Source organism: Streptomyces sp. NPDC102467 (genome assembly GCF_044765445.1).
Taxonomy (GTDB): domain Bacteria; phylum Actinomycetota; class Actinomycetes; order Streptomycetales; family Streptomycetaceae; genus Streptomyces.
Genome location: NZ_JBIWKA010000032.1, coordinates 14,599 through 39,043, shown reverse-complemented (window position 1 = coordinate 39,043; position 24,445 = coordinate 14,599). Strand labels below are relative to the sequence as shown.

At 70.7% G+C, this 24,445-nt stretch carries 21 protein-coding genes; 16 read left to right on the top strand and 5 right to left on the bottom strand.

The window, feature by feature from the left end; all coding sequences use genetic code 11:
* Positions 1 to 218: 218 nt before the first annotated feature.
* The 6 genes from ACIREE_RS40175 (at position 219) to ACIREE_RS40150 (ending at position 4,856) form a co-directional block, all read left to right on the top strand.
* Positions 219 to 1,145, top strand: a complete 927-nt coding sequence (locus tag ACIREE_RS40175; protein ID WP_404164172.1) for a ParA family protein — start codon at positions 219 to 221, stop codon at positions 1,143 to 1,145.
* On the top strand, positions 1,142 to 1,774 hold the full coding sequence (locus ACIREE_RS40170; RefSeq protein WP_404164170.1) for a hypothetical protein: 633 nt from the start codon (positions 1,142 to 1,144) through the stop codon (positions 1,772 to 1,774). The genes ACIREE_RS40175 and ACIREE_RS40170 overlap by 4 nt, the downstream gene beginning before the upstream one ends.
* A gap of 318 nt (positions 1,775 to 2,092) precedes the next feature.
* A complete protein-coding gene (locus tag ACIREE_RS40165; protein WP_404164168.1) occupies positions 2,093 to 2,764 on the top strand; it encodes a DUF4097 family beta strand repeat-containing protein in 672 nt (223 codons plus the stop codon).
* Between the two features lie 30 nt (positions 2,765 to 2,794).
* On the top strand, positions 2,795 to 3,775 hold the full coding sequence (locus ACIREE_RS40160) for an ATP-binding cassette domain-containing protein (RefSeq protein ID WP_404164166.1): 981 nt from the start codon (positions 2,795 to 2,797) through the stop codon (positions 3,773 to 3,775).
* Positions 3,772 to 4,548 (top strand): ABC transporter permease, encoded by a 777-nt coding sequence (locus ACIREE_RS40155; RefSeq protein ID WP_404164164.1) that lies wholly within the window; start codon positions 3,772 to 3,774, stop codon positions 4,546 to 4,548. Before ACIREE_RS40160 ends, ACIREE_RS40155 begins: the two co-directional genes overlap by 4 nt.
* A 125-nt stretch (positions 4,549 to 4,673) precedes the next feature.
* Positions 4,674 to 4,856, top strand: coding sequence for a DUF5302 domain-containing protein (locus ACIREE_RS40150; protein WP_404164162.1), 183 nt, complete (start codon positions 4,674 to 4,676; stop codon positions 4,854 to 4,856).
* 69 nt (positions 4,857 to 4,925) lie between these two features.
* On the opposite strand, the gene ACIREE_RS40145 is transcribed toward ACIREE_RS40150, so the two are convergent.
* Positions 4,926 to 6,410: an esterase/lipase family protein gene (locus ACIREE_RS40145; RefSeq protein WP_404164160.1), complete on the bottom strand. Its 1,485-nt coding sequence runs from the start codon at positions 6,408 to 6,410 to the stop codon at positions 4,926 to 4,928.
* Between the two features lie 20 nt (positions 6,411 to 6,430).
* On the opposite strand from ACIREE_RS40145, the gene ACIREE_RS40140 reads away from it, so the two are divergent.
* The 7 genes from ACIREE_RS40140 to ACIREE_RS40110 all read left to right on the top strand — a co-directional run bounded on the left by ACIREE_RS40140 (position 6,431) and on the right by ACIREE_RS40110 (position 15,559).
* The gene (locus ACIREE_RS40140; protein WP_404164158.1) at positions 6,431 to 8,560 is read left to right on the top strand and encodes a hypothetical protein; all 2,130 of its coding nucleotides are present in this window, start codon (positions 6,431 to 6,433) and stop codon (positions 8,558 to 8,560) included.
* Between the two features lie 97 nt (positions 8,561 to 8,657).
* Positions 8,658 to 11,009 carry a WD40 repeat domain-containing protein gene (locus ACIREE_RS40135; RefSeq protein WP_404164156.1) on the top strand — a complete coding sequence of 784 codons (2,352 nt, stop codon included), beginning with the start codon at positions 8,658 to 8,660 and terminating at the stop codon, positions 11,007 to 11,009.
* Positions 11,010 to 11,386: 377 nt separating this feature from the next.
* Positions 11,387 to 12,079 (top strand): RES domain-containing protein, encoded by a 693-nt coding sequence (locus tag ACIREE_RS40130; protein WP_404164155.1) that lies wholly within the window; start codon positions 11,387 to 11,389, stop codon positions 12,077 to 12,079.
* A gap of 452 nt (positions 12,080 to 12,531) precedes the next feature.
* Complete coding sequence (locus ACIREE_RS40125; protein ID WP_404164154.1) at positions 12,532 to 12,957, top strand: XRE family transcriptional regulator; 426 nt, start codon at positions 12,532 to 12,534, stop codon at positions 12,955 to 12,957.
* Between the two features lie 155 nt (positions 12,958 to 13,112).
* The gene (locus tag ACIREE_RS40120) at positions 13,113 to 13,361 is read left to right on the top strand and encodes a hypothetical protein (RefSeq protein ID WP_404164152.1); all 249 of its coding nucleotides are present in this window, start codon (positions 13,113 to 13,115) and stop codon (positions 13,359 to 13,361) included.
* A 113-nt stretch (positions 13,362 to 13,474) separates the two neighbouring features.
* A complete protein-coding gene (locus ACIREE_RS40115; protein WP_404164179.1) occupies positions 13,475 to 14,983 on the top strand; it encodes a helix-turn-helix domain-containing protein in 1,509 nt (502 codons plus the stop codon).
* Positions 14,984 to 15,559 carry a transcriptional regulator gene (locus ACIREE_RS40110; RefSeq protein WP_404164150.1) on the top strand — a complete coding sequence of 192 codons (576 nt, stop codon included), beginning with the start codon at positions 14,984 to 14,986 and terminating at the stop codon, positions 15,557 to 15,559.
* A gap of 10 nt (positions 15,560 to 15,569) precedes the next feature.
* Here ACIREE_RS40110 and ACIREE_RS40105 read toward each other — a convergent pair whose 3' ends face one another.
* Complete coding sequence (locus tag ACIREE_RS40105) at positions 15,570 to 16,073, bottom strand: GtrA family protein (protein ID WP_404164148.1); 504 nt, start codon at positions 16,071 to 16,073, stop codon at positions 15,570 to 15,572.
* A 30-nt stretch (positions 16,074 to 16,103) separates the two neighbouring features.
* Positions 16,104 to 16,775 carry a DUF4097 family beta strand repeat-containing protein gene (locus tag ACIREE_RS40100; RefSeq protein WP_404164147.1) on the bottom strand — a complete coding sequence of 224 codons (672 nt, stop codon included), beginning with the start codon at positions 16,773 to 16,775 and terminating at the stop codon, positions 16,104 to 16,106.
* A 253-nt stretch (positions 16,776 to 17,028) separates the two neighbouring features.
* Between ACIREE_RS40100 and ACIREE_RS40095 the strand changes: the two genes are divergently transcribed.
* Positions 17,029 to 17,763: a helix-turn-helix domain-containing protein gene (locus ACIREE_RS40095; protein ID WP_404164145.1), complete on the top strand. Its 735-nt coding sequence runs from the start codon at positions 17,029 to 17,031 to the stop codon at positions 17,761 to 17,763.
* A gap of 10 nt (positions 17,764 to 17,773) precedes the next feature.
* On the opposite strand, the gene ACIREE_RS40090 is transcribed toward ACIREE_RS40095, so the two are convergent.
* Positions 17,774 to 18,496 (bottom strand): TetR/AcrR family transcriptional regulator, encoded by a 723-nt coding sequence (locus ACIREE_RS40090; protein ID WP_404164143.1) that lies wholly within the window; start codon positions 18,494 to 18,496, stop codon positions 17,774 to 17,776.
* 124 nt (positions 18,497 to 18,620) lie between these two features.
* On the opposite strand from ACIREE_RS40090, the gene ACIREE_RS40085 reads away from it, so the two are divergent.
* Positions 18,621 to 19,736 (top strand): FAD-dependent oxidoreductase, encoded by a 1,116-nt coding sequence (locus tag ACIREE_RS40085; protein ID WP_404164142.1) that lies wholly within the window; start codon positions 18,621 to 18,623, stop codon positions 19,734 to 19,736.
* Positions 19,737 to 19,740: 4 nt separating this feature from the next.
* Here ACIREE_RS40085 and ACIREE_RS40080 read toward each other — a convergent pair whose 3' ends face one another.
* Positions 19,741 to 20,562, bottom strand: coding sequence for a DUF6461 domain-containing protein (locus ACIREE_RS40080; RefSeq protein WP_404164140.1), 822 nt, complete (start codon positions 20,560 to 20,562; stop codon positions 19,741 to 19,743).
* 277 nt (positions 20,563 to 20,839) lie between these two features.
* On the opposite strand from ACIREE_RS40080, the gene dnaE reads away from it, so the two are divergent.
* Positions 20,840 to 24,436 carry a DNA polymerase III subunit alpha gene (gene dnaE, locus ACIREE_RS40075; RefSeq protein WP_404164138.1) on the top strand — a complete coding sequence of 1,199 codons (3,597 nt, stop codon included), beginning with the start codon at positions 20,840 to 20,842 and terminating at the stop codon, positions 24,434 to 24,436.
* Positions 24,437 to 24,445: the final 9 nt, after the last annotated feature.

Below are 24,445 nucleotides of genomic sequence, written 5' to 3'. Positions count from 1 at the left end.
GCATGCTGTCGCGGCATCACGGAAAGGCCTCTTGGTCTGGCGGTATGCCGTCTCGAAGGGGCTCGGTGGGGCCCCCGAGGAGGATTCCGGGGGTACTCGGCACCGGGTCAGGGCGTTTCTGAGCGCAGGATCGTTCTGAGAGAAGTTTTGGCCGTGCGAACAACCCCAAAAGGGGCATTTCTTTACCGTCTCCGAGCCTGACCAGACTGAGAGGACCCATGTCCAGTCCCTTCGCAGCGCCTGACGCCCATGCGCAGCTTCCCGGCATCCCCTGGGAGTCGCTGTCGCACATCTTCATGTTCGGCAACGGCAAGGGGGGCGTCGGCAAGTCGTCCGTCTCCGCGAACGCCGCAGGCAAGGCCGCGCGCAGCGGGCTCCGGACGCTCATCATCGACTGCAACGCGCAGGGCAACATCGCGCGTGAACTCGGGTACAAGCGGGCCGAGTGGAACGACGGAGGAGCGGGGCTCCTCGAATCGTTGCGGACGGGTACGCCGTTGAAGCCGGTCGAGAACGTCCGGGAGAACCTCGACGTCGTCCTGGGCGGACCGGCGCTCGGCGACGAGTTCGGGATCTTCTTCCACACGCTGCTCGCCAAGGAAGGCCCGCACGCCTATCTGCGGCTGCTGATGTGTCTGCTGCCGATCGCGCACCAGTACCAGATCATCATTCTCGACACCCCGCCGGAGAACCCGTCGCTGCAGCGCCTTGCGCTGTCCGCCTCGCGCTGGCTGGTCATCCCGGTCAAGAGCGACGGCGGGGCGGAGGACGGGCTCGCGCAGATCGGGCTGGAGTTCTCGTACGTCAAGTTCGTCAGCCAGATCAACCCGCATATCGCACTGCTCGGGGTGCTGCTCTTCGACACCGGCCGTACGTACACCGGCATCCACGCCGACGTGCGGCGCCAGGTGCAGAAGGTGCTGGGCGAAGAGGCCCACATGTTCAAACACCTCATCGGGCACACCGAATCGGTGGCCCGGCTGGTGCGCAAGCGCGGGCTGCTGGTGCAGGAGTTGGCCGAGCGGCGCGCGGGCGGGGACCGGAGCATTCCCGAGACCGCCGAGGGACTTGCCGCAGACTACGAAGGATTCACCGAAGAGATGTTCGCCAGGGCACTCGAACTGAGGAAGGAAGCCGCGGCATGACACCGCCGAAGAACAAGAAGACCCGCGCCGACGAGGACGACGAGCAGGGTATGTCGGACCAGGGCGTCGGCAATCTGTTCAGTGGGGGAGGGGCGCCGGGCGGTGCGCTCGCCGGGTGGGCCTCGACGCAGACTCCGGCGCCCGCCGCCGCTCCCGCCGCGCCCGCTCCCGCCGCGCCCGTGGCCCCGCGCCCGGTGGCCGTCGTGCCGGGCCCCACGCGCGAGATCGTGGAGGAGCCCGCGCCGGCCGTCGACGACGCGGACACCGCCAGGCCTGTCGGCTTCTACGTGTCGACGAACGTCGCCAATCGCTTCCGCAAGCTGCGCAAGCAGAGCGACCTGACGCACACGCAGATCGTCTTCCTCGCCGTCGATGCGGCCGCGGAGAAGGGGCTCGCGCAGGTCGTCGAGGACGCGCGGCGGGCACCCAAGTTCCAGTCCAAGCTGTTCGCCGTGGCGCCGGACAACACGGACCTGCGTGGCCTGGGGCCCGTACAGCTGCAGTACAAGCCGACGAGGGCGCAGCGGGCCGTCATCGACGGGCTCGTGGCCGAGGCAGGGTTGCCCGACCACACCAAGTTCCTGGCGGTCGTGCTCGACCAGTACCTGCCGGGGCGCAGAGACGCCTGACCTGTCGGGTGAAGTGAGCGGAAGGGACCGAGGGGCCGCGCGAGCACAGCTCGCCGCGGTCCCTCGGTCCCTTTTGCGTATCCCTCGGTCTCCGTCTCGCGTCGGTTATAGCGTTCACGTGCATCTCGTTGCAACGACCGCAGGGGAAAGCGTTGCGTTAAGCGTGAGGCCATTGCATCAACTTTGCTGCTCTGAACTGCAGTTATAGGATTCGGGTGCAACAAGTATGTTGCCGAGTATGTAAATGCAACGTAGCGTTTCTCTCATCGGAAACAGCGCGGACCGAAGCGGTGCGCGACACGGATGAAGGAGCGCACCATGCAGAAGTTCGACACCCCCACCGCTGTCCAGGCCGTCCTCGACATCCCCGCGGGACGCATCCAGTTCATCGCCGCCGACCGCGCCGACACCACCGTCGAGGTCCGGCCCGCCAACCCCGCCAAGACCCGCGACGTCAAGGCCGCCGAACAGACCGGCATCAGCTACGCCGACGGCGTCCTGCGGATCCAGGCCCCGGAAGCCACGAACCGGATCCTCGGCAACTCCGGATCGGTCGAGGTCACCGTCCAGTTGCCGGCCGGCTCCCGCATCGAGGCCAAGGCCGCCGCCGCCGAGTTCCGGGGTGTGGGCCGCCTCGGCGATGTCACCTTCGACGGAGGCCACGGCTCCGTGAAGCTCGACGAGGCGGCAAGCGCCCACCTCACCGGACTCGACGCCGCCATCACCGTCGGACGGCTGAACGGCCCCGGCGAGATCAGCACCCAGCGCGGCGACGTGACCGTCACCGAGGCCACCCGCGGCACGCTCACGCTCACCACCCAGCAGGGCGACATCACCGTCGGCGCCGCCCGCGGCAGCTCCGCCTCGCTGGACGCCGGCACCACCTACGGCCGGATCACCAACTCGCTCGACAACACCGACGGCCCCACCGCCGCCCTGAACATCCACGCCACCACCGCCCACGGCGACATCACCGCCCGCAGCCTCTGATCACGCAGCCACCAGAAGGAGTCTCCCCTCATGACCGACCTGGCCATCGCGGCGTACGGGCTGCGCAAGACCTACGGCGACAAGACCGTCCTGGACGGCATCGACCTGACCGTCCCGCACGGCACGGTCTTCTCCCTGCTCGGTCCGAACGGCGCGGGCAAGACCACCGCCGTCAAGATCCTCTCCACCCTCGTCTCACCCGACTCCGCCTCCGGGCAGATCCGGGTCGGCGGCCACGACCTCGCCACCCACGCACAGGCCGCCCGCGCGGCGATCGGTGTGACGGGGCAGTTCTCCGCCGTCGACGGGCTGATCACGGGTGAGGAGAACATGCTTCTCATGGCGGACCTGCACCACCTCTCGAAGAGCGAGGGGCGGCGGGTCGCCGCCGAGTTGCTTGCACGGTTCGACCTCGTGGAGGCGGCGAAGAAGCCCGCTTCCACCTACTCCGGCGGTATGAAGCGGCGCCTGGACATCGCCATGACGCTGGTCGGCAACCCGCGGATCATCTTCCTCGACGAGCCCACCACCGGCCTGGACCCGCGCTCCCGCCACAACATGTGGGGCATCATCCGCGAACTCGTCACCGATGGTGTGACCGTCTTCCTCACTACCCAGTACCTGGAAGAGGCCGACGAACTCGCCGACCGGATCGCGGTGTTGAACGACGGGAAGATCGCCGCCGAAGGCACCGCGGAAGAGCTGAAGCGGATCGTCCCGGGCGGTCACGTACGGCTGCGCTTCTCCGACCCGCTCGCCTACCAGTCCGCCGCCGCCGCGCTGCACCAATCCGTCCGCGACGACGAGGCCCTGTCACTACAGCTCCCCAGCGACGGCAGCCAGCGCGAACTGCGCGCGGTCCTCGACCAGTTGGACGCGGCCGGCATCGAAGCCGACGAACTCACCGTGCACACCCCCGACCTCGACGACGTCTTCTTCGCCCTCACCGCCACCACCACTACCGGCATCGCCACCGCCGTGCCCAGCCAGTCCAAGGAGACCGTCCGATGAGCTCTCTCTCCCTCGCCGTGCGCGACTCGAACACGATGCTGCGCCGCAACCTGCTGCACGCCCGCCGCTATCCGTCCCTCACGCTGAACCTGCTGCTCACCCCGGTCATGCTGCTCCTGCTGTTCGTCTACATCTTCGGCGACACCATGAGCGGCGGCGCGGGCCGCACCGCCTACATCGCCTACATCGTCCCCGGCATCCTGCTCATGACCATCGGCTCCACCACGATCGGCACCGCGGTATCGGTCTCCACCGACATGAGCGAAGGCATCATCGCCCGCTTCCGCACCATGGCCATCCACCGCAGCTCCATCCTCTTCGGCCACGTCGTCGGCAGCGTCCTGCAGATCATCATCAGCGTGGTCCTGGTCGGCGCCATCGGAGCGGCCATGGGTTTCCGCTCCACCGACGCGACCGTCCTGGAATGGCTGGCAGCCTTCGGCCTGCTCGCCTTCTTCGCCCTCGCCTTCACCTGGATCGCCGTCGGCATGGGCCTGGGCAGCCCCAACGCCGAAGCGGCCAGCAACAACGCGATGCCGCTGATCCTGCTCCCCCTCATCTCCAGCGCCTTCGTGCCCCTGCACTCCATGCCCGGCTGGTTCCAGCCGATCGCCGAGTACCAGCCCTTCACCCCCGCCATCGAGACCCTGCGCGGACTGCTCCTCGGCACCGAGATCGGCAACAACTGGTGGATCGCGCTGGTCTGGTGCGCCGCCCTGACCGTCCTGGGCTACCGCTGGTCCCAGGCACAGTTCAACGCCGACCCCAAGTAACCGGTATTCCGACGCGGGCCGCCGCTCGGCCGCGTGGCCGCCGGATGCACCGCATATGACAGGCAGGACATAACCTGGGGGCGGGTCTTCCCGACACAGTTGTCCACTACCGCAAGGAGGACCGAATGGCTGAAACTCCGAAGAGCAACCGCCCCGAGGACGAGACGCTCGCGAAGTTCAAAGAGGCCTTGGCACGCAAGTCCAAGACCTCACAGGCGAAGCAGGCGCATGAAGAGGGGCGTGGCAAGGTCACGAACATGAGTGGCCCCGCAGGGCAGAAGCGTAACTTCCGGCGCAAGTCGGGCTGAGTACGAACCCTTTCCACGACCGCGGCACCTCGAAAGCGAGGTGCCGCGGTTTCTGGTTTTCCCAAGGGCCTAGTCCTCCGCCTCCGCCAGCACCCCCGGCGCACTGACGAGCACCAACTGGCTGACGGTGTAACGGTCGTACGTGTGCAGCCCGACCCGGTACAGGCCCGGCGCGTCGGCGGTGATCGTGGCCGTGGGGCGGCCGTCCCGCATGTGCACCGGGACCGGGCGTTCCGCGCCCGTCCCGGTGTCGGTGAGGGTGCAGGTGAGACCCTGCGCGGAGTCGATGTTCTCGGCCGTGGCCCGCCAGGGGACGCCCGCCTCGGCCAGGTCCGGGACGGAGAGGCCACAGCCGGGCTCGCCCAGGGGAATGCCGTGCGGCAGGTCCTCCAGGAGGATGTCGGTGACCGCGTCGAGGGCGCTGTCGGCGCGGGCCAGGTCGCCGTGCTGGGCGGGGACCGTGGAGACGTGGCCGGACAGGGTGGCGGCGTCGCGGTAGACGGTGCCGTCGCCGTGCGCCGCGAAGTACCGGACGCGGCCGTCGCGGTCGCGGATGAGGGTGCCGTCGCTGTGGGGCCGTGGGCCGTCGCCGTACGCCGTGACGTGACCGGAGGCCAGCGACAGGCTCTGCTCGGTGGGCTGGCGGGTGCCGACGACCGTGCGGTGGTCCGGCAGCGGGACGTGCCGCTGACGCGCGTGGAAGGCGAGGGAGTCGCGGGCCAAACCGGGGTGGCCGCCGAGCGCCGTGATGTGGCCGGCGTCGAGGCGGTGTACGTCGTCACCGACGCGCAGGCAGCGGTACAGCGGCAGCAGATCGTGCAGTCCTGGCATGGTCGCGCACAGGGCCCGGAGTTTGGCGTGGGGGAGTGGGACCGGGGCGCCGCGGCCGCTGTTGAGGATGACGGTGGCCTTCACGGAACCGTGGAACGGCGTGCCGAGGGTGACGACGGTACGGGTGTCGGCGGCCAGGTCGTCGAAGTGGGTGCCGTCCAGGGCGCTGCGCGTGACCAGGCCGCCCATGGAGTGCGCGATGAAGACCAGCCGGGCCGGCCGCCGGTCGGCACGGTGGCCGAGGGCGGCCAGGTGCGCGGGGTGCTCGCGCCAGGCGGTGAGGTGTTCGCGGGCCCGCGCGGCGAGCAGCTTCCCGTTCGTGGCGACCGGGAGCCGCCAGTCGTAGGGGAAGGGCAGGATCGCGGCCGGGTCGGCGACGTGCTCCCGCACGGTGTCGATCAGGTCGGTGTAGGGCTCCTGGCCGCGCAGGTACGGCGTCCAGGTGCCGTGGCGCAGGAGCTGGGTGGCCTGAACGCGGCCGGTCCTGCCGGTGAGTTCGTCGTCGGTCAGGTGCAGCCCGGCCAGTCCGTCGCGCCGGGTCCACGCCCTGAGCAGCCAGCCGGTCCCTGACAGGCCCCACAGGACGGAGCCGGTGGCGCTGTCGCGCAGTTCGCTGCCCATGATGCCGGGAACGATGACGACCGCATCCTGCGTCACATGGTGTGACAGCTCTGCCTCTCCGGAGGCGGGTCGGGGCGTGCTGACCTGTCGCTGGGGGCTCATGGACGGGAACAATAGGGAAGATGAGCAAGCAACGGGGGCCGGTTGCGGCTGTTGCTGCTGAGCCGGACGAGCTCGACCGGCCGCACGGGCCAGTGGCGACGGAGCCGCGCGGACTGCTGGTCGCCCTGGTCGTCCCGGACGGCGACCCGGGCTTCGACGAGGCGCTCGAACAGCAGCTGGCCGCACTGGAGTTGTGGTGGCCGCGCGGCGGCGGCGAGTTCGGCCGGCGGCTCTCGGCGAACCCGGACGGCACACCGCTGTCGACGCGGCACGAGGTCGAGACGTACCTGGAGCGGAGCGGCCTGCGCGAGACCGACGCCACGACTCCCCTCATCCTGTTCGTCAGCGCACACGGCCTGGCCGCCAAGTCCACCCGCCACTACCTGCGCCTGCCGGACACCTCCGACGAACGTCTCCTGGCCACCGCCGTACCGACCTCCGCCCTCGCCTACGCGGCACTGGACTCGCATGCGCGAGACGTCCTGGTCATCCTCAACATGTGCGAGTCCGCGGCCGTGCAGAGCGAACTCGTCGCACTGCAGGACGACTTGGCGCCCGCCCGCAAGGAGGAGGCCCGCCTCAACGTACTGGCCACCACCGAGCGGGGCCGTCAGGTGCTCGGCCTTGAGCTGGCCCGGGTGCTCTCCCGCGCCCATCTGCTGGCCACCACCAGTGAGCAGATCGCCCACCCGCACCTGACGATGAGCGAGTTCACGCAGCTGCTCAACCGGGCCGCCCGGCTCATCGAGGACGAGCGGCCCGTACGCCGCCACGCCCGCCGGGCCCACGCCCGCGTCAACATCCCCCAGCCGCTGCTGACCCAGTGGCAGCACGAGCGCTCCCGTGCCCTGCCCAACCCCGGCTACGAGCCTGCCCCGCGCGTCGCCAAGGCCGAGGTCAGCGATGTCGCGGCGACCTTCGACGAGCTGGAGTACTGGCTGGAGAAGGCGAGCGGCCGCCTCGACAAGGCCGACGGCGGCTGGTACTTCTCCGGGCGCACCGCCCTCAACCGGCTCCTCGTCGACTTCATCCAGCGGCCCCGCGGCGCCATGATCGTCACCGGCAGCGCGGGCACCGGGAAGTCGGCCCTGCTGGGCCGCATGGTGACGCTCAGCGACCCCGTGTTCCGCGCCGAGGAGCGCTACAGGACCGCCCTCGACGGCCCGCCCGAGACGATCCCGCCGCCCTGCGCGGTCAGCGCCGCGGTCTCGGCCCGCAACCACACCGCCCTGACCGCGCTCCGGCAGCTGGGCCGCGCGCTCGGCTGCCGCCCCGCCGACGACGCCGATGAACTCGGCGACTGGCAGAGCGCGTTGGAGGAATTCCTGGCCCGCCCCGGGCCGCCCGTCACGGTCGTCGTGGACGGCCTCGACGAGGCGTACGACCCGACGCACTTCATCACCACCGCGCTGGCCCCGTTCGTCACCGCGACCTGTGCGGCGGGCGGCGTGCCGGCGCCCGCCCTGCGGGGACCCGCCGCACGGCGCCGCCGGGTCCGGCTGCTCCTCGGCGTACGCAGCGCCCGCCCCACCGCCGCCGGTGACGCGCCCCGGCCGGCCGCGGACGACCTGCTCGCCGAACTCGCCGACCGCTTCCCGCACGCCTCCACCGTGCGCTGCGACACCGACCCCGACCAGGACATCCGCGCCTACGTCCACGTGTTGCTGCGCGAGCAGGAGCGGTGGGACGGCGCGGCCGTCTCGCGGGCCGCGCTCGTCGTCGGCGCCCACGCCACGGGTTCCTTCCTCCACGCCCGCCTGGCCGTGGAACAACTCAGGACCGCGGGCCCCGCCCTGCTCGCCGACCCGGCCTGGCTGCACCGCGTGGGCGACGGCATCACCGGGCTGCTGCTGACCGACATCGAACTCGCCGTCGCCGCGGGCGGCGGCCTGACCGCCACCGAGGCCGTCGGCCTGCTGCGGGCGAGCGCGTTCGCGCTGGGGCGCGGGGTCGCCTGGGGGGACGTATGGCCCGCACTGACCCATGCCGTGCTCCAAGCGCCCCTGCGTGACCCCGACGAGAAGATCCGTCAGCTACTGAAAAGCCGCCTGGCCGGGTATCTCACCACAGACCACGAGGACGACCGCGTGGTCTACCGACCCGCCCACGAACAGCTGGCACAGATCCTGCGCAGCTGGCCGGCCAGGTGAAAGGGCACCCTGTGACGCACCAGCACGCCGCCGACGTGCCCGCCGGGCTCGCCCCCGACCGGCGCGCGGCGCCAGAGCACGGCACGGAGGCCACCCCGTGACGGGCCACCACGACACCCCGCGCGGCCACGAGCTGGAGGACGACGGCAACGGCGAGGCGGCCGTGCACGCGCGGATCGCCGCGCAGCTCGCCGCCCTGAGCACCGACCCCGAGCGGCCGCCACCCCCGTACGCCCGTCGGCACCTGGCCCGGCACGCCGCGCTCGGGGGCGTGCTCGACGACGCGCGGGTCCCGCCGCAGGCCCTCGCCGGGGACACCGGCGGTGGCATCCGCGCGCTGCTCCACCACACCCGGGCCCGCGGCCCCCGGGACTGGCTGACGGCGTGGTCGGCGATAGAGCCCTACCTGCGTGACGCGCCGCTGCCCTCCCGGATGGCCAGTCTCCACCTCGCCCACACCGCCCTCACCCACCCGGACACCCCGCGCACCCGGATGCCGCCCGAGGCCGCGCCGCCCGCCGACAGCCCGCTCACCGTCGACTTCGCCAACTGGCGCCTGACCGCGAACATCTGGGTCACACTCCCCGCCCCGCCCACCCGACTGCTCACCCTGGACGACCCCCGCCGCGGCCTCCTTGTCGCCGTCGCCACCGCGACCGGCACCCTCGCCTTCCTCGACGCCGCCACCGCCCAGCCCGCCGACGCACCCCTCGCCGCGCACACCGGTGAGATCCGCGCCCTGCACGTCAGCCCGCCGGGGCCCGACCGACGCCAGTACCTGGTGACCGCCGGCACCGACGGCACCGTACGGCTGTGGGACGCGCACCGGCACGCGGCCCTGGGCTGCCACACCGATTCCACCTGGTTCGACGACGCGGTGTGCGGCTTCGACGACCGGGGCGACCTCGCCGTCTGGGCGATCAACGGGCGCAGCGAGCTGGCCGGTTGGGCCCCACCGCAACCGGCCCGCACCGTCGCCACCGCGCCCCGCGTGCTGCGCGGCGCGCTGACCACGCTGGTCGACACCGACGGCGAGCGGGTCCTCGTACACGCGGCGCACGACCTGACCGTGCACCACCTCGACGGCATGGTCCGTGCCGTGCACCCCCTGCCGACGCCCGTCCGCACCCTGACCGTCGGCGCCGAGCCCGGCCTCTTCTACTGCGGGCACGCGGACGGCAGCCTCACCTCCTGGTCCGCGACCGAGGGACGGCTGCCCGCCACCGCGCCCGGACACGGGGAGCCCGTCAAGGACCTGTGCCGGCTCGCCCTGGACGACGAGAGCGTCGTCCTCGCCGCCGCCCGCGGCCGCACCGTCACCCTGTGGGAGCCCGCCACCGCGACCGTCGCCGAACTGCGCGGCCACACCGACACCGTCACCGCCCTCGCCGCGCTGCCCGAGAGCCCGGACCGCCCCGGCGCGCTCCTGTCGGGGGCCGCCGACGCCACCCTGCGCCTGTGGACCGCGGCCGACATCGAGCACCGCCTCACCGCGGGCCCCACCCCGGCCCCCCGGCACACGACCGGCACCGCGCTGTGGCACAGCGACAGCGGCCCCCGCATCGCGACCGCCCACGGCACCCGCGTCCGCCTGACCGAGACCCGCACCGGCAGGACAACCACCGCGTTCACCGCCCCCGAGTCCGTCACCGCACTGACCTGGGCCCGCCGCGCCACCCGGCACCTGCTCCTGTACGCCGACGTCACCGGCACCGTCCGCGCCTGGGACCCGGCGGCGCCCGCGACCTCACCCCTGCCACCCCTCGCCTGCGGCGCCCCGACCCGCCATGTCGCCGCCTGTACGAGTCCGGACGGCGCCCTGGCCCTGCTCCTCACCGCCTCCGACGACTACCGCGTCCGCCTGTGGGACCTGCAGACCTCCAGCCTGCTGCGCACCTGGGACAGCCACACGATGAGCGTCAAGGCGCTCGCCGCCGCCTGCCCGGCCGAGGGACGGCCCTGGCTCGCCAGCGCGGGCACCGAGGGCGTCGTCCGCCTGTGGGACCCCGCGACGGCCGACGACAGCGCCGCCCGCATCCACTGCGACCAGGGCATCCTGCACGCGCTCGCTCTCAACACGGCGCCCGCCGACGGCCTCCCGCCGTTCCTGGTCACCGCCGGCGACCAGGCCGACATCCGGCTGTGGGACCTGGCCACCGCCCAGCCCGTCGGCCCGCGCCTGACGGGCCACCGGGCCCCCGTGCACGCCCTCGCCACCTTCACGGCCCAACACCGCACGTACGTCGTCAGCGCCTCCCGCGACGGCATCATGCATCTGTGGGATGCGGTCACCTGCAAGCAACTCCTCACCGTCGCGACGGCGACCCCGCTGACCTGGCTGGACGCCACCCCCCGCGCCGGCACGGCGACCGTCGACCTGGTCCTGGCAGGCCACGCCGGAACTACCCTGACCAGCCTGGACCTGGCCCACCCGGCCCTGGCGCGCTGAACGGGACCTGAGCAGAATCTGGACGGACAGAGGCCCAGCAGCTCCGAACGGACCGAAGCTGAGCAGCTCCAACGGACAGATGGTGAGCAGATCCGAACGGGCAGGACCTGCACCGAACCGCCCGCACCCATACGACGCCACCGACAGCCCCGCACATCCTCACGGCCGACGCGCCCCCCGGAATGCCTCGCGCGCCCCCGGGATGTCTCGCAAGTGACTCGCGCCCCGGCCGTCCGACCACCACAATTGATCACTTGCCCCTTGTCCCGCCCCTGTTCAGGACATGCGGCACAGCGGACCACCCCAAGCCCGTCGGCCGGAGCCGGCGGGCCGCCCCGTTCGGAGGGCCTGAACGGACGACCACCGGAGCGGAACCGATGACCTCCAGCCCAGCAGCCGACGTCAGACTGACAGCGGCCCCCGCCGACGGCGTATGGCGACTGGGAAAGACACCCGCCCCGCTCAGCTACGACACCCTCGCGCCCGCGGACGAGAACAGCACGGCGGGCAACGCCTGGAGCGCCAGCACCTACGGCACCCTCTACTGCGCCTCCCAGCAGGACGGCTGCTTCGCCGAAGCCCTGGCCCCCTTCCGGGTCCATCCCGACATGCGCGAACTCGTCGACGGCGACTGGGACAGCCCGTACTTCGTCGGACCGGGAAAGATGGTCCGCGACTGGAGTGCCAAGCACATTCTCCTGCGATTAGAACCCGCCAAGGAGAGCCGCTTCCTGGACGTCGACGACGAGACCACCCTCAAGGCGCTCACCGCGCTGCTCGCGCCACGGCTCCCGGAACTCGGCGTCACCCTCCCCGAACTGACCCGAGAGCACACCCTGGGCTTCCACCGCCGGCTGACCCGGGCCATCGCCCGCTGGGCCCACGCCCAGCGCACGCCCCAGGGAACCCCGAGCATCCACGGCATCGCCTACAAGTCACGCTTCGGCATGCGCCAGTGCTGGGCGGTCTTCGACAACACCACGGTCGACCGGCTGGAATCGACCTACGTCTTCCCCGAGTCGGAACCGCTGCGCACGGTCGCACGGGAGTACGGCCTGCAGATGTTCTGACCCCGGAATCCCACCCCGAACACACCTTGATCCCACCCGTAAAGGTGCTGGATGATCGATGGAAAACAGCCAAATCCCGTGATCGCCCGAGTGGCTGGAAACCCACGACGACCATCGAAACCCGCAGGTGAGAGCCGCTGCGACGGCGGTTTGGGCCGCCCGTTGTGGCATATGACGCTTCCTCAAAGTCGACTCCGGCAGGTGGAGTTGACCTACCGTCGTGGGTACGCTTTTGGTCACAGACCTAGGAGGGAGGGCGTCATGGAGCGGTCGTCGCACCCATCACGAAGGTCGGCCGGCATGCCCGCGCGCTCCTCCACCCCTGCCGACGGCCGTACGAGCGGCACCGCGGCCAAGGCGCCGCCCCGTCGAGCCCTACCGCCCGTCGCCCGGCCCGCGCTCACCCCCTGGTTCCCACGGTGACGCCCGCCTGGTCAACGAGGGAGACCGTCATGCCCGCGCCCCAGACCAAGCCCCGAAGCGCCTCCGCCGCCCTGAAGGCCCACAGTGCCGCCGTCAGCACGCCCATCGCCGACATCGCGCGCTTCTTGCAGGACAACCTCGGGCAGCGCCTCACCGCGCGCATGGCCGGGATCAACGACGCCAAGCAGGTGGGCCGCTGGGCCGCCGGCACCAGCCGGCCCCGGCCCGAGGCCGAGGCCCGCCTGATCGACGCGATCCAGATCTTCCACCTCATCCAGGCCGCGGAGTCCGTGTATACGGCCCGCGCGTGGATGATCGGAATGAACCCGCAGCTGGAGGACATGGCCCCGGCCCTGTGTATCGCCGACGACCGCGCCCGGGACGTCATGGTCGCGGCCCGCGCTTACGTAGAGGCCACCGACGGCACCCATGTGGCGGGGCTCACCGACTCCTGAACCCCCACCACGACCACGACAGCCGGTCTTCAGCCCCAAGGCCCTCGAAGTGGGCGACTTCTCCGGGCTCGTCGCGGCCGTGGCCCGGCGCGCCTCCACACTTCACGGACCGTCCGGAAATTGACTTCGGTCGACGGACTTTCGACAATGCGGGCGTGACGGTGGAGAAGGACGACGAGCGGGAACTCGCCGACGCGGTGGCGGCATTGCGGGCGGCCGAGGCACGCGTCGCCGAGGCCCTGCGCGGCTACTTGTCCCGGGATCCGGTGACGGGCCGCCCTGCGCACGGCCGGATCGGTCGTGCGGCGCGCCTCACCGGGTGGGGCGAGCAGCGGGTGAAGGAGACTGTCACCCCGGCCCTGGCGGAGCGTCGCAGGACCAAGCGGAAGGCGACCGGCTCGTGAGCGACACCAGTGACCCCGACGGCCCCGACGACACAAGCGGCGCTTACAACAACACTGACAACAACACTGACGGCACTGACGATTTCTACGCGATCGACTCGCTGCTCGCCTCGGTGGCCCCCGAGGTGGCGCTCCCCGCTCCCGATGTCCGTCGTGACCTGCGCGAGCAGGCCCGCCTCTCGAAGGCCCAGGTGGCGCGTGCGCTCGGCGTGAGCCCGTCCACCCTCTCCGCCTGGGAGACGGGCCGGGACCCGGGCGGCGACGTCCGCAAGAAGTACGCGTACTTCCTGGACGGGCTGACCGCCCGACTCGTCGCGGCCACCGAGCCGGAGCCGGCGGCGGAACCTGATGCCGGGCAGCCCGAGTCCGCCGCACCCGCTGAGCACCCCGAAACCCCCGTCGCGCAGGCCGATGACGACGACGTCGAGAACCTGCCCGTGCCCGAGCCGTGCGTCCTGTGCGGACAGCCGGCGGCGCAGCGGGTGGCCGGGTTCGCCCAGCACCTCGACCCGGCCGACTGCGGACAGGCACCCGCCGTTCCTGCCCCGGCCCCGCAGATCTCGAAGCGGGCCCGCCCGGCGCCCCGTACACCTCGCGACTCCGACTCCGAGCCGTCCAAGCCGCCGACCCGCCGCGCCTTCCAGCCGTCGTCCGCGCCGACGGACCTCATCGGCAAGGCGGTCCAGGCCGCGCTCGCCGCCCACGAGGGAGACGTCGACGCCGCGACGGCGGCGCTCATCAAGAAGGCGATCCCGGACGCGATGGCGCTGCTGGACGAGACCCGCAAGGGCGCCCGCTACGACGTGATCGCCCACCCGTGGATGCCGGACGTCCTCAAGAAGCAGACCTCGCGCGGCGCCGACCAGATCTGGGAAGCGCGGCCCAAGTGGACCAGGCGGGAACTGCCGCCCGGCGAGCACGAGGTGACCGCGCTCGACATCAACGGCGCCTACCTCTCCGCCTTGAAGACCCACCTCCCCATCGGCCAGCTGGAACACTCCACGGGCTTCGACCACGACCGCCGCCGCGCCGGTGTCCACCTGATCACCCCGGCGCACTGGGACCACGACGCCGAGCTGCCCAACCCGCTCGGCCAGCGCGACGAGCCGGGCCCGCTCTGGGTCACCGAACCCACCCTGCGCCTCCTGCAGCGCCTGTCGGGACCGAAGCACGGCCTGTGCGACCCGCCCGAGATCCACGAGTCGTACACCTCGGGTGCCACCGAGAACCTGCTGGAGAAGTTCCGGATCGCGCTCAAGGACGCCCGCGACACCGCCCTCGCCGAACAGGACGACGTCACCCTGGAGTACGTGAAGGCGATGTACTCCAAGTTCGTCTCGACGATGGGGGAGTCGAACTACAACCGGGAGCTGTACCGCCCGGACTGGATGCACCTCGTGCGCAGCCAGGCCTTCGCCAACCTCTGGATGAAGGCGCTCAAGGCGTACGAGGAGGGCCTCACCGTCGTCCGCGCGATGGGCACCGACGAGCTCCACGTCATAGGGGACTGGCGTCGTGTCTTCCCCGAAGGGCGTGGCGTCACCGAGGTGAAGGTCAAGGACGTCTACACCGCGGGGAGTGCCCCGGACGACGACGTGGTGACGGATACGGAGGACGAGTAAGTGCCGGAGAGGAACAGGGAGTTCGGCAAGTTCGGCGCCCAGGGCATCAAGGGGCACGAGGCCGTCGCCCGCCGGCTCGACCAGCTCGCCGGCTTCATCGCCACGCCCGTCACCCAGCGCCGCGGCCTGATGGCCCGCCTGCACTACCTGACCCGCACGGACCACGCGAAGGCGGCCGCGCGCCAGGCGGGGCTCACGGTCACCGACCGCACCCTGAGGGCCTGGCTGGACGGCAGGCAGTCGCCGTCGAGGAAGAACCTGGACCGCATCGAGGCCGCCTACCGGGCGGTGCGTCGCACCAACGTGTCCCGGCACCTGCTGAGCCGCCTCAACCGCCAGGGCCGCGGCACCCGCGTCGAGTTCCACCCGTTCAACCAGTCCCAGGTGCCGCGCCCCCTCCAGCGCGTCGTCGACTACCGCACCCTCAACGTCCGCCACTGGGACCGCATCGTCGACGCCTGGGCGGCCGACGACGGCGCCGCGCTCGACGACGCCTGGGTCAACGACGCGGTCGTCGACCTCGGTTCGCAGTGGGGCGAGTACGAGTACGTCACGAACATCGGCTTCGCGGCGTAGGCAGAGAGGCTTATGCGGCCATCGCGACAGGCCCCGGCACCGTCCGCCGCTGCCTCGGCGAGCATGTGGTCCGGTCGCGGCGGGAAGCGAAGACGTAGAGACGCAGGATGAGGAAGCGGCCTGCGCCGGCGAGGCCGGAGGCGCCGAGGTAGACGATCTGTTCGGTCAGCATGCCGGGGGAGGACTGCACCAGATGCAGGACGTACGCGGCGACGCAGGTCGTCAGGTATGCGGCGGCTGCCGCGCCCGCGGACTGCCAGTGTTCCCGCCGGTCGGCCCCGCGGCCTTTGGCAAAGGTGAAGCGGGCGTGGAGTTCGGTGCACAGCAGGGTGGAGACGACGGTGATGATCGCGTTCGAGACCGCCCAGGGCGTGGTCGTGGCCAACAGGGGGACCGCGAGGCTGGAGAGGACTCCGACGCCGCCGCCGAGGACCACGAACCGGAGGAAGGAGGCCGCCGGGCCGGGAGTGTCCGAAGTCGCCGTCTCGGGCTTTTCGGTAAGCGGCGACTTCATGGCGGCGTCCTTCCGGAGGGCTGGGTGTTTTCAGAGGCTGCGGGCGGTGATGTCGCCGTGGGCGGTGGTGGCGTGGATGTTCAGGGCGGCGGTGGGGCCGTCGGTGTTGTCGAGTGAGTTGGTGATCCGGCCGTAGCCGGTGCCGGCGTCCAGGGCGGCGGAGGCGCCGTGCGCGGCGGCGAGTGTGATGTCGCCGGACTCGGTGCGCAGCGTGAGGGTGCCGCGTACGGCTTCGGCGACGGTGAGGTCGCCCTTCTGGGTGCTGATCTCCGCGTCGCCGCCCAGGCGGCCGATCGAGACGTCGCCGGCCATGAGGGTCAGGCGGGCGTTCACCGTCTCGTCGAGCTTGACGGTGGCCTGGGCGCCCTCGAAGGTGACGTCGCCGAGGCGTCCGACGCCGCGGAGTTCGGCGGCGGCGGCCTTCGCCCGGACAGAGGAGCCGGTGGGGAGCTGGACGGTGACCTCGACGGAGCCGGAGGCGCCGAGGATCCGGTTCTTCGCCTCCGCGGCCTCGATCCGCAGGACGCCGTCGCGGTAGTCGACCGTGACCTGCTCGGCCGCCTTCATGTCGCGGCTCTTGGAGGCGTTCGCGGGCAGCACCTCGACGGTGGTGTCGGCGCGGTCGGCGGCGATGAACCGGATGAGCCCCGCGGGGATGTCCAGGACCGTGGAGACGGGGGCGGGGGTGTCGAACTTCTGCATCGTGCTCTCCTTCATCTGCGGTGCGGGCTCTTCCGTCCCGCCGTTTCCGATGATGGAAAAGCTACGTTGCGTTTGCTGTGCTGGCAACGGGTTCGTTGCGTAAGAACCTTGTAATTGCAGGTAGATGGAGTCATTTCATTGCAATGACCTTGAGCCTAATGCAACATGCTGATGCCCGACCGTTGCAATAGAGTGAAGGTGAACGCTATGCTGCCCGGGTCAGGGCGGTACGCACCACGAGGGAGGGACCGCGATGCCGGGAGGCAGACTCACTCAGCAGGAACGCCAGCAGATCGCGCTGGGGCTGGCCGACGGTCAGGCCTACGCGGAGATCGCCAGGCGGCTCGACCGCCCGACCTCGACGGTCACCCGCGAGGTCATGCGCAACGGCGGCCCCACCGCCTATCGCGCCGAGATCGCCCACCGCGCCACCGAACACCGCGCGCACCGGCGCAAGCAGGCCGCCGCGCCCCGGGGGACGGCGGCGGCCCCGCAGCCGCACGGTCGCGACGCCGAAGCCGTACGGGATTTCGAGGAGGTGTTCACCGCCGTCCTGGAGGCTTCGGCCATGCCCAGGATGATGGCCCGGGTGATGGCCTGCCTCACCCTCACCGACACGGGCAGCCTCACCGCGTCCGAACTCGTCCAGCGCCTCCAGGTCAGCCCGGCGTCCGTCTCCAAGGCGATCACGTTCCTCGACACCCAGGGCTTCATCCGGCGGGAGCGCGACGAGCGCCGCCGTGAGCGCTATGTGGTCGACGACGACATCTGGTACCAGTCGATGATGGTCAGTGCCAGGACCACCGCGCAGGTCGTCGAGACCGCACGCCAGGGCGCCTCCGTCCTCGGCTCCGGCACCCCGGCCGGCGCCCGCCTGGAGAACGTCGCCCGCTTCCTCGACTTCGTCTCCGAGAACCTCGCCCGCGCCGCGGACCAGGCCCGCGACATCCTCCACACGAAGCCCGGAACGCCCTCGGACACCGCCTGACCGGCTGCCGTCACGCGCTGAGCGGCCGGCCCGCGGTGATCCCCTCGGTGATCCCCGCGAGGATGAGCGTGATACCGGCGAGGAACTGCTCGCGGTCGTCGTGGTCGCGCAGTTGGTCCGCGACGGCCCGGGTGAACGGGAACTCGTCCGGGTCGAGCCCTTCCCACGCCCTCGACACGCCGTCGAGGAACTCGCCGCGGTCCGCGTCGGGCCCGAGGTCCCGGCCGCTCGCGGTGTTCGCGGCGTTCTGACCCGCGGCGCCGAGGATGTAGTGCACCAGCGCGGAGGTCGCGGTGAACCAGCTGCCCTGGGCCACGCCCAGCGCCTGGACCTGCCGGCCGACGCTCTCGAAGATCCGCGGTGTCACCGTCTGCCAGGGGCTGCGGGCGAGCTGCGTGGCGAGCTGGGTGGCAAGCCACGGATGCTCTTCGATCGCGTCGAACAGGCCGAGCGCGACAGCGCGGACCCCGTCCTGCGGACCGTCGGTGTCCTCAGCGGGCTCGATGGCCAGCGCGGCGGCGACGACAGCGTCGGTCGCGGCGTCGAGCAGCTCGCCCTTGTTCGCCACATGCCAGTAGATCGCCCCGGGCCCGGTGGCAAGGCGCTCGGTGAGCACCCGGAACGTCAGCCCGCCCTCGCCGGACGCGTCGAGCACCTCGACGGCGGTCTCGACGATGCGCTCACGGGAAAGCGCCTCTGTACGCCGCTGTGACCTGCGTGTCCGCGTTGCCATACCGCCATTCTGACATGCCTGGAGCGGCGTTCCAACTTGACATTTCTGGAGCGCTGTTCCAACACTGGAACGACGTACCAGAGCGACGTACCGGAGCACCACCCTCGACCCCGAAGGAGCCACCATGAACGTCACGATCATCGGCGCAGGCCTCGGCGGCCTCACACTCGCCCGCGTCCTGCACATCCACGGAATCCCGTCCACGGTCTACGAAGCGGAGGCGTCCCCGACGGCTCGGGCGCAGGGCGGCATGCTCGACATCCACGAGGAGAACGGCCAGCCGGCGCTCCAGGCGGCCGAGCTGACGGACGAGTTCCGCGACCTCGTCCTGGAGGGCCGCGAGGCAACGCGGATCCTCGCCCCGGACGGCACCGTCCTCTTCGACGACGACAGCGAGCGGGGCCGCCCCGAGGTACTCCGCGGCGAGCTGCGCCGCATCCTGCTCGAATCGCTCCCGGCCGGCACCGTCCGATGGGGCCACAAGGTCAGCGGCGTCCGCGCCCTCGGCGACGGCCGCCACGAGGTCACCTTCGCCGACGCCACCACCGTCACCACGACGCTGCTGGTCGGCGCCGACGGCGCGTGGTCACGCGTCCGGCCGCTGCTCTCCGACGCGACACCCGCGTACATCGGCCGCTCGTTCGTCGAGACCTACCTGTTCGACGCCGACACCCGGCACCCGGCCACCGCGAAGGCGGTCGGCGGCGGGGCGCTCTTCGCCCTCGAACCGGGCAAGGGCATCCAGGCCCACCGGGAGAGCGGCGGGACGCTCCACACCTACGTGGCGCTCACCGAGTCGCAGGAGTGGTTCGCCGGCATCGACTTCACCGACTCCGCCGCGGCTGCCGCGCGGATCGCCGGGGAGTTCGACGGCTGGGCGCCGGAGCTGACCGCGCTGATCACCGACGGCGAGACCCCGCCGGTCCTGCGCACCCTCAACGCCCTGCCCGTGGAGCACCGCTGGGACCGGGTGCCGGGCGTGACCCTGCTCGGCGACGCCGCCCACCTCGCGGCCCCGAACGGCGAGGGCGCCAACCTGGCCATGTACGACGGCGCCGAACTCGGCAAGGCCGTCGCCGCCCACCCCGACGACCTCGAAGCAGCGCTCACCACTTACGAGCAGGCCCTGTTCCCCCGCAGCGCGGAGGCCGCCGCGGACGGCGACGAACTCCACGACCTCATGTTCGGCCCCGACGCCCCTCAGGGCCTGCTCGGCCTGTTCACCGGAGGACAGGAGTAGCCGTTCACACCGGGCCCTGGTTGACCACACCAATGCCTCGGCCGACACTACGGGTCCTACGGAGTGCCCAGCTCGGGTCCGTCGCCCGCTCCCACTCCGCGCGCAGACCGGCCGGAATCAACCGCAGGCGGCCATCGGGAAGCGGCCGCCCGTTCGCCACGGCCCACGCGGTGATCTCCTCGAAGTCGCGGGCCGGCGATCCCGCGATCGCGTACACGGGGAGCCGCTCCTCGGCGAGGGCGGCGCGGGGCAGGGAGAGACCGAAGCGCTCCTCGAAGACGGCCAGGCCGCGGCGCTTGCGATCGGCGTAGCCGTCGATGCCGGAGTCGGTGCCGGAGTCGCGGCAAGGGGCTCCGTCAGGGCGCAGGATGCCGGCGGATCTGAGGGCGGGCAGGAGCAGATCGGGCTCCTGGCCATAGCGGCGGTACTCCTCGCACAGTCCGTATCCGCACAGGGTGCGGCCGTCGCGCGCGTACATGACCGTGGTCGGCGGATGCTCAGAGTTGTAGTGGTAGTGGACGGCTTCCACGCCCTCGCGCGAGACCTCTTCCAGCCGGTCCACGTGATGGCCGTACGAGATCGCGAACGCCCACCCGGTGTCCTCGCCGACACGGACCACGGCACTGCCCGGCCGCCCCTGCCCGGGGTAGCCGTCGACGTCGAGGCCGACGATCTCGGCATCGGTCATCGGCTCCGCCACCGCACCCCGCGACGCTCCCATCCGCACCGCCAGTTCGTCGGCGCCGATGCCGCGGGCGAAGTACACGTCCAGCATCCAGCCGGAACTGCTCGTCGCGCCGACCACCCACTGAAGTCCGTCTCCCACGATTCCCCCCAGCCGCACACCTGCGACGGGCAGAGATCGGCCCGTCGGAGACGAACCCTAGGACACCCCACTGACATCTCCCGCGCCCCTGAAGATCGCCGGCGACACGCGACACCCGCCACGCCGAGGAGTAATCCGACTTCTCTGGGTGAGACCGCGAGGTCACCCCCGCCAGGTCCGGGGAGGGCGGTTTCGAGGTCGCCCCGGGGGCGGATCCGATCATCGTTCGGGGGGTTAGGGTGCTGCCCATCCCCAACCCTTCGGAGGTGCCCTCCCGGTGACGAACTCCTTTGTTCACCTGCACAATCACACCGAATACTCGATGCTCGACGGCGCGCAGAAGCTCAAGCCGATGTTCGCCGAGGTCGACCGTCAGGGCATGCCCGCGGTCGCCATGAGCGATCACGGCAACATGTTCGGGGCGTACGAGTTCCACTCGGTGAGCAAGGGCTTCGACGGCGTCAAGCCGATCATCGGGATCGAGGCGTACGTCGCCCCGTCCTCCCGCCGCAACCGCAAGCAGGAGTTCTGGGGACCCGGCGGGCAGCGCGCCATGTCGGACGACGGCGAGGGGTCCAAGGACGTCTCCGGCGGCGGCCGGTTCACGCACATGACGATGTGGGCGGAGAACGTCCAGGGGCTGAAGAACCTCTTCTCCCTCTCCACCGAGGCCAGTTACACCGGCCAGTTCCCGGCGGGCAAACCCCGTATGGACATGGAACTGATCAGCGAGCACGCTTCAGGCATCATCGCCACGACCGGCTGCCCCTCGGGCGCGGTCCAGACCCGGCTGCGGCTCAACCAGTACGACGAGGCCCGCGAGGTCGCCGCCGCCTACCAGGACATCTTCGGCAAGGAGTCCTACTTCCTGGAGCTGATGGACCACGGCCTGTCCATCGAACGGGACGTCCGCGAGGGCCTGTTGCGCCTCGCCAAGGACCTGAACATCCCGCTCCTGGCGACGAACGACGCGCACTACGTCCACCAGGACCAGTCCGACGCGCACGACAACCTGCTGTGCATCGGCGTCGGCAAGAACAAGGCGGACGAGAAGCGGTTCCGCTTCAACGGCAACGGCTACTACCTCAAGACCGCCGCCGAGATGCGCGAGCTCTTCTCCGAACTGCCCGAGGCCTGCGACAACACCCTCCTGATCGCCGAGCGCGTCGGCTCGTACGACAGCGTCTTCGAGAACGAGGACGAGATGCCGCAGTACCCCGACGTCCCGGAGGGGGAGACGCAGGAGTCCTGGCTGCGCAAGGAGTGCCGCCAGGGACTCGAGATGCGCTACGGGACTCCGCTCCCGGACGAGGTCACCGAGCGCTTCGAGACCGAGATGACGGTCATCGGGCCGATGGGCTTCTCCTCGTACTTCCTCGTGGTCGCCGACATCTGCCGGCACGCCCGGGACAGCGGCATCCCGGTCGGGCCCGGCCGTGGCTCGGCCACCGGCTCGATCGTGGCGTACGCGACCCGCATCACCGAGCTGTGCCCGCTGGAACACGGCCTGCTCTTCGAGCGGTTCCTCAACCCCGAGCGCATCAACCCGCCCGACGTCGACCTCGACTTCGACGACCGCCAGCGCGATGCCATGGTCCGCTACGTCACCGAGAAGTACGGCGACGAGTACACCGCGATGGTCAACACGTTCGGCAAGATCAAGGCCAAGAACGCGATCAAGGACTCGTCCCGGATCCTCGGCTACCCCTTCCAGCACGGGGAGCGCATCACCAAGGCGCTGCCGCCGGACATCATGGGCAAGTCGATCCCGCTGGACGGCATCTTCGACCCGGCCCACCCCCGCTACGGCGAGGCAGGCGAGATCCGGCAGATGTACGAGAACGAGCCGGACGTCAAGAAGGTCATGGACACCGCCAAGGGCGTCGAGGGCCTGACCCGCGGCACCGGTGTGCACGCCGCCGCGGTGATCCTGTCCAAGACGAAGCTGACCGAGCGCATCCCGCTGCACATGCGCGCCAAGGACGGCGTCAAGATCACCGGCTTCGACTACCCCAGTTGCGAGAACATGGGGCTGGTCAAGATGGACTTCCTCGGCCTGCGCAACCTGGGCGTCATCGACCACGCGCTCAAGAACATCCGGGAGAACCGTGGTGTGCGCCTCGCCACCGTCGACCCGGGCAACGGCGACGAGGGCATCACGGTCATCCCGCTGGACGACAAGAAGACCTTCGAACTCCTGGGCCGCGGCGACACGTTCGGCGTGTTCCAGCTCGACGGCGGCGGCATGCGCGCCCTGCTGAAACTGATGGAACCCTCCCGCTTCGAGGACATCGCGGCCGCCCTCGCCCTGTACCGCCCTGGACCGATGGCCGCCAACGCGCACACCAACTACGCGCTGCGGCAGAACGGCAAGCAGAACCCGGACCCGATCCACCCGGAGCTCAAAGAGGTCCTCGACCCGATCCTCGGCTCCACCCACCACCTGCTCATCTTCCAGGAGCAGATCATGGCCATCGCCCGGACACTGGCCGGGTACACCCTCGGCGGCGCCGACATGCTGCGCCGCGCGATGGGCAAGAAGAAGCCCGAAGTGCTGGCCGCCGAGTGGCAGAAGTTCCACGACGGCATGGAGACCAACAAGTACTCGGAAGAGGCCATCAAGGCCATCTGGGACGTCATGCTCCCGTTCTCCGGCTACGCCTTCAACAAGTCGCACACCGCCGGTTACGGTCTGGTGAGTTACTGGACCGCGTACCTCAAGGCCAACTATCCGGCCGAGTACATGGCGGCCCTGCTCACCTCCGTCGGCGACGACAAGGACAAGGCGGGCATCTATCTCGCCGACGCCCGCAAGCTCGGGGTGACCGTCCTCGCGCCGGACGTGAACGAGTCCCTCGCCGAGTTCGCCGCCGTCGGCGACGACGTCCGCTTCGGCCTGCTGTCGGTGCGCAACGTCGGCGACAACGTCATCGAATCGATCATCGCCGCCCGCAAGTCGGCAGGTAAATACAGCTCGTTCGGCGACTTCCTCGACAAGGTGGACCTGCCCGCGCTGAACAAGCGGGCCGTGGAATCCCTCATCAAGTCCGGCGCCTTCGACTCGCTCGGGCACACCCGCAAGGGCCTCTCCGCCGCCCACGAGAGCGCCATCGACGCGGTCGTCCCGCTGAAGAAGGCCGCCGCGTACGGGCAGGACGACCTCTTCGCGGGGATCGGCGGCGACGCGGGCGAGGACGCCGGTTTCACTCTGGACGTGCCGATCAGCGACGACGAATGGCCGCGCAAGCAACTGCTCTCCACCGAGCGGGAGATGCTCGGCATGTACGTCTCCGCCCACCCGCTGGACGGCACCGAGCACATCCTCTCCGCCAACCGTGACACCACGATCGTGGACCTGCTGGCCTCCGGCCGCACCGAGGGCGTGGTCCGCCTCTCCGGCCTGATCACCAGCGTCCAGCCCAAGATGACCAAGCAGGGCAACGCCTGGGCCATCGTCAACCTCGCCGACCGCGACGGCACGACCGAGGTCCTCTTCTTCCCCGCCACCTACCAGCTGGTCGCCGCCGCCCTGGTGGAGGACAGCGTCATCTCGGTCCAGGGCCGCATCAACGACCGCGACGGCGCCATCAGCATCTTCGGCCAGGAACTCCAGGTCCTCGACGTGACCTCCGCCGAACGCGACGGAGCGGCCCCGGTGCGGCTGCAACTCCCGTACCACCGCATCAACGAACAGTTCATCAGCGAACTCAGGCGCATCATGGGCGCCCACCCCGGCCAGAACCCCGTCTACGTAGCGGTACGTGGCCCGCGCAAGACCACGGTCTACGAGCTGCCCTCGATGGTGAACGCGGCCACCATCGCCTCGGACATCAAGGGGTCCTTCGGGCCGGACGCATGGCAGGGGGTGGCGTGAGGGGGTGAC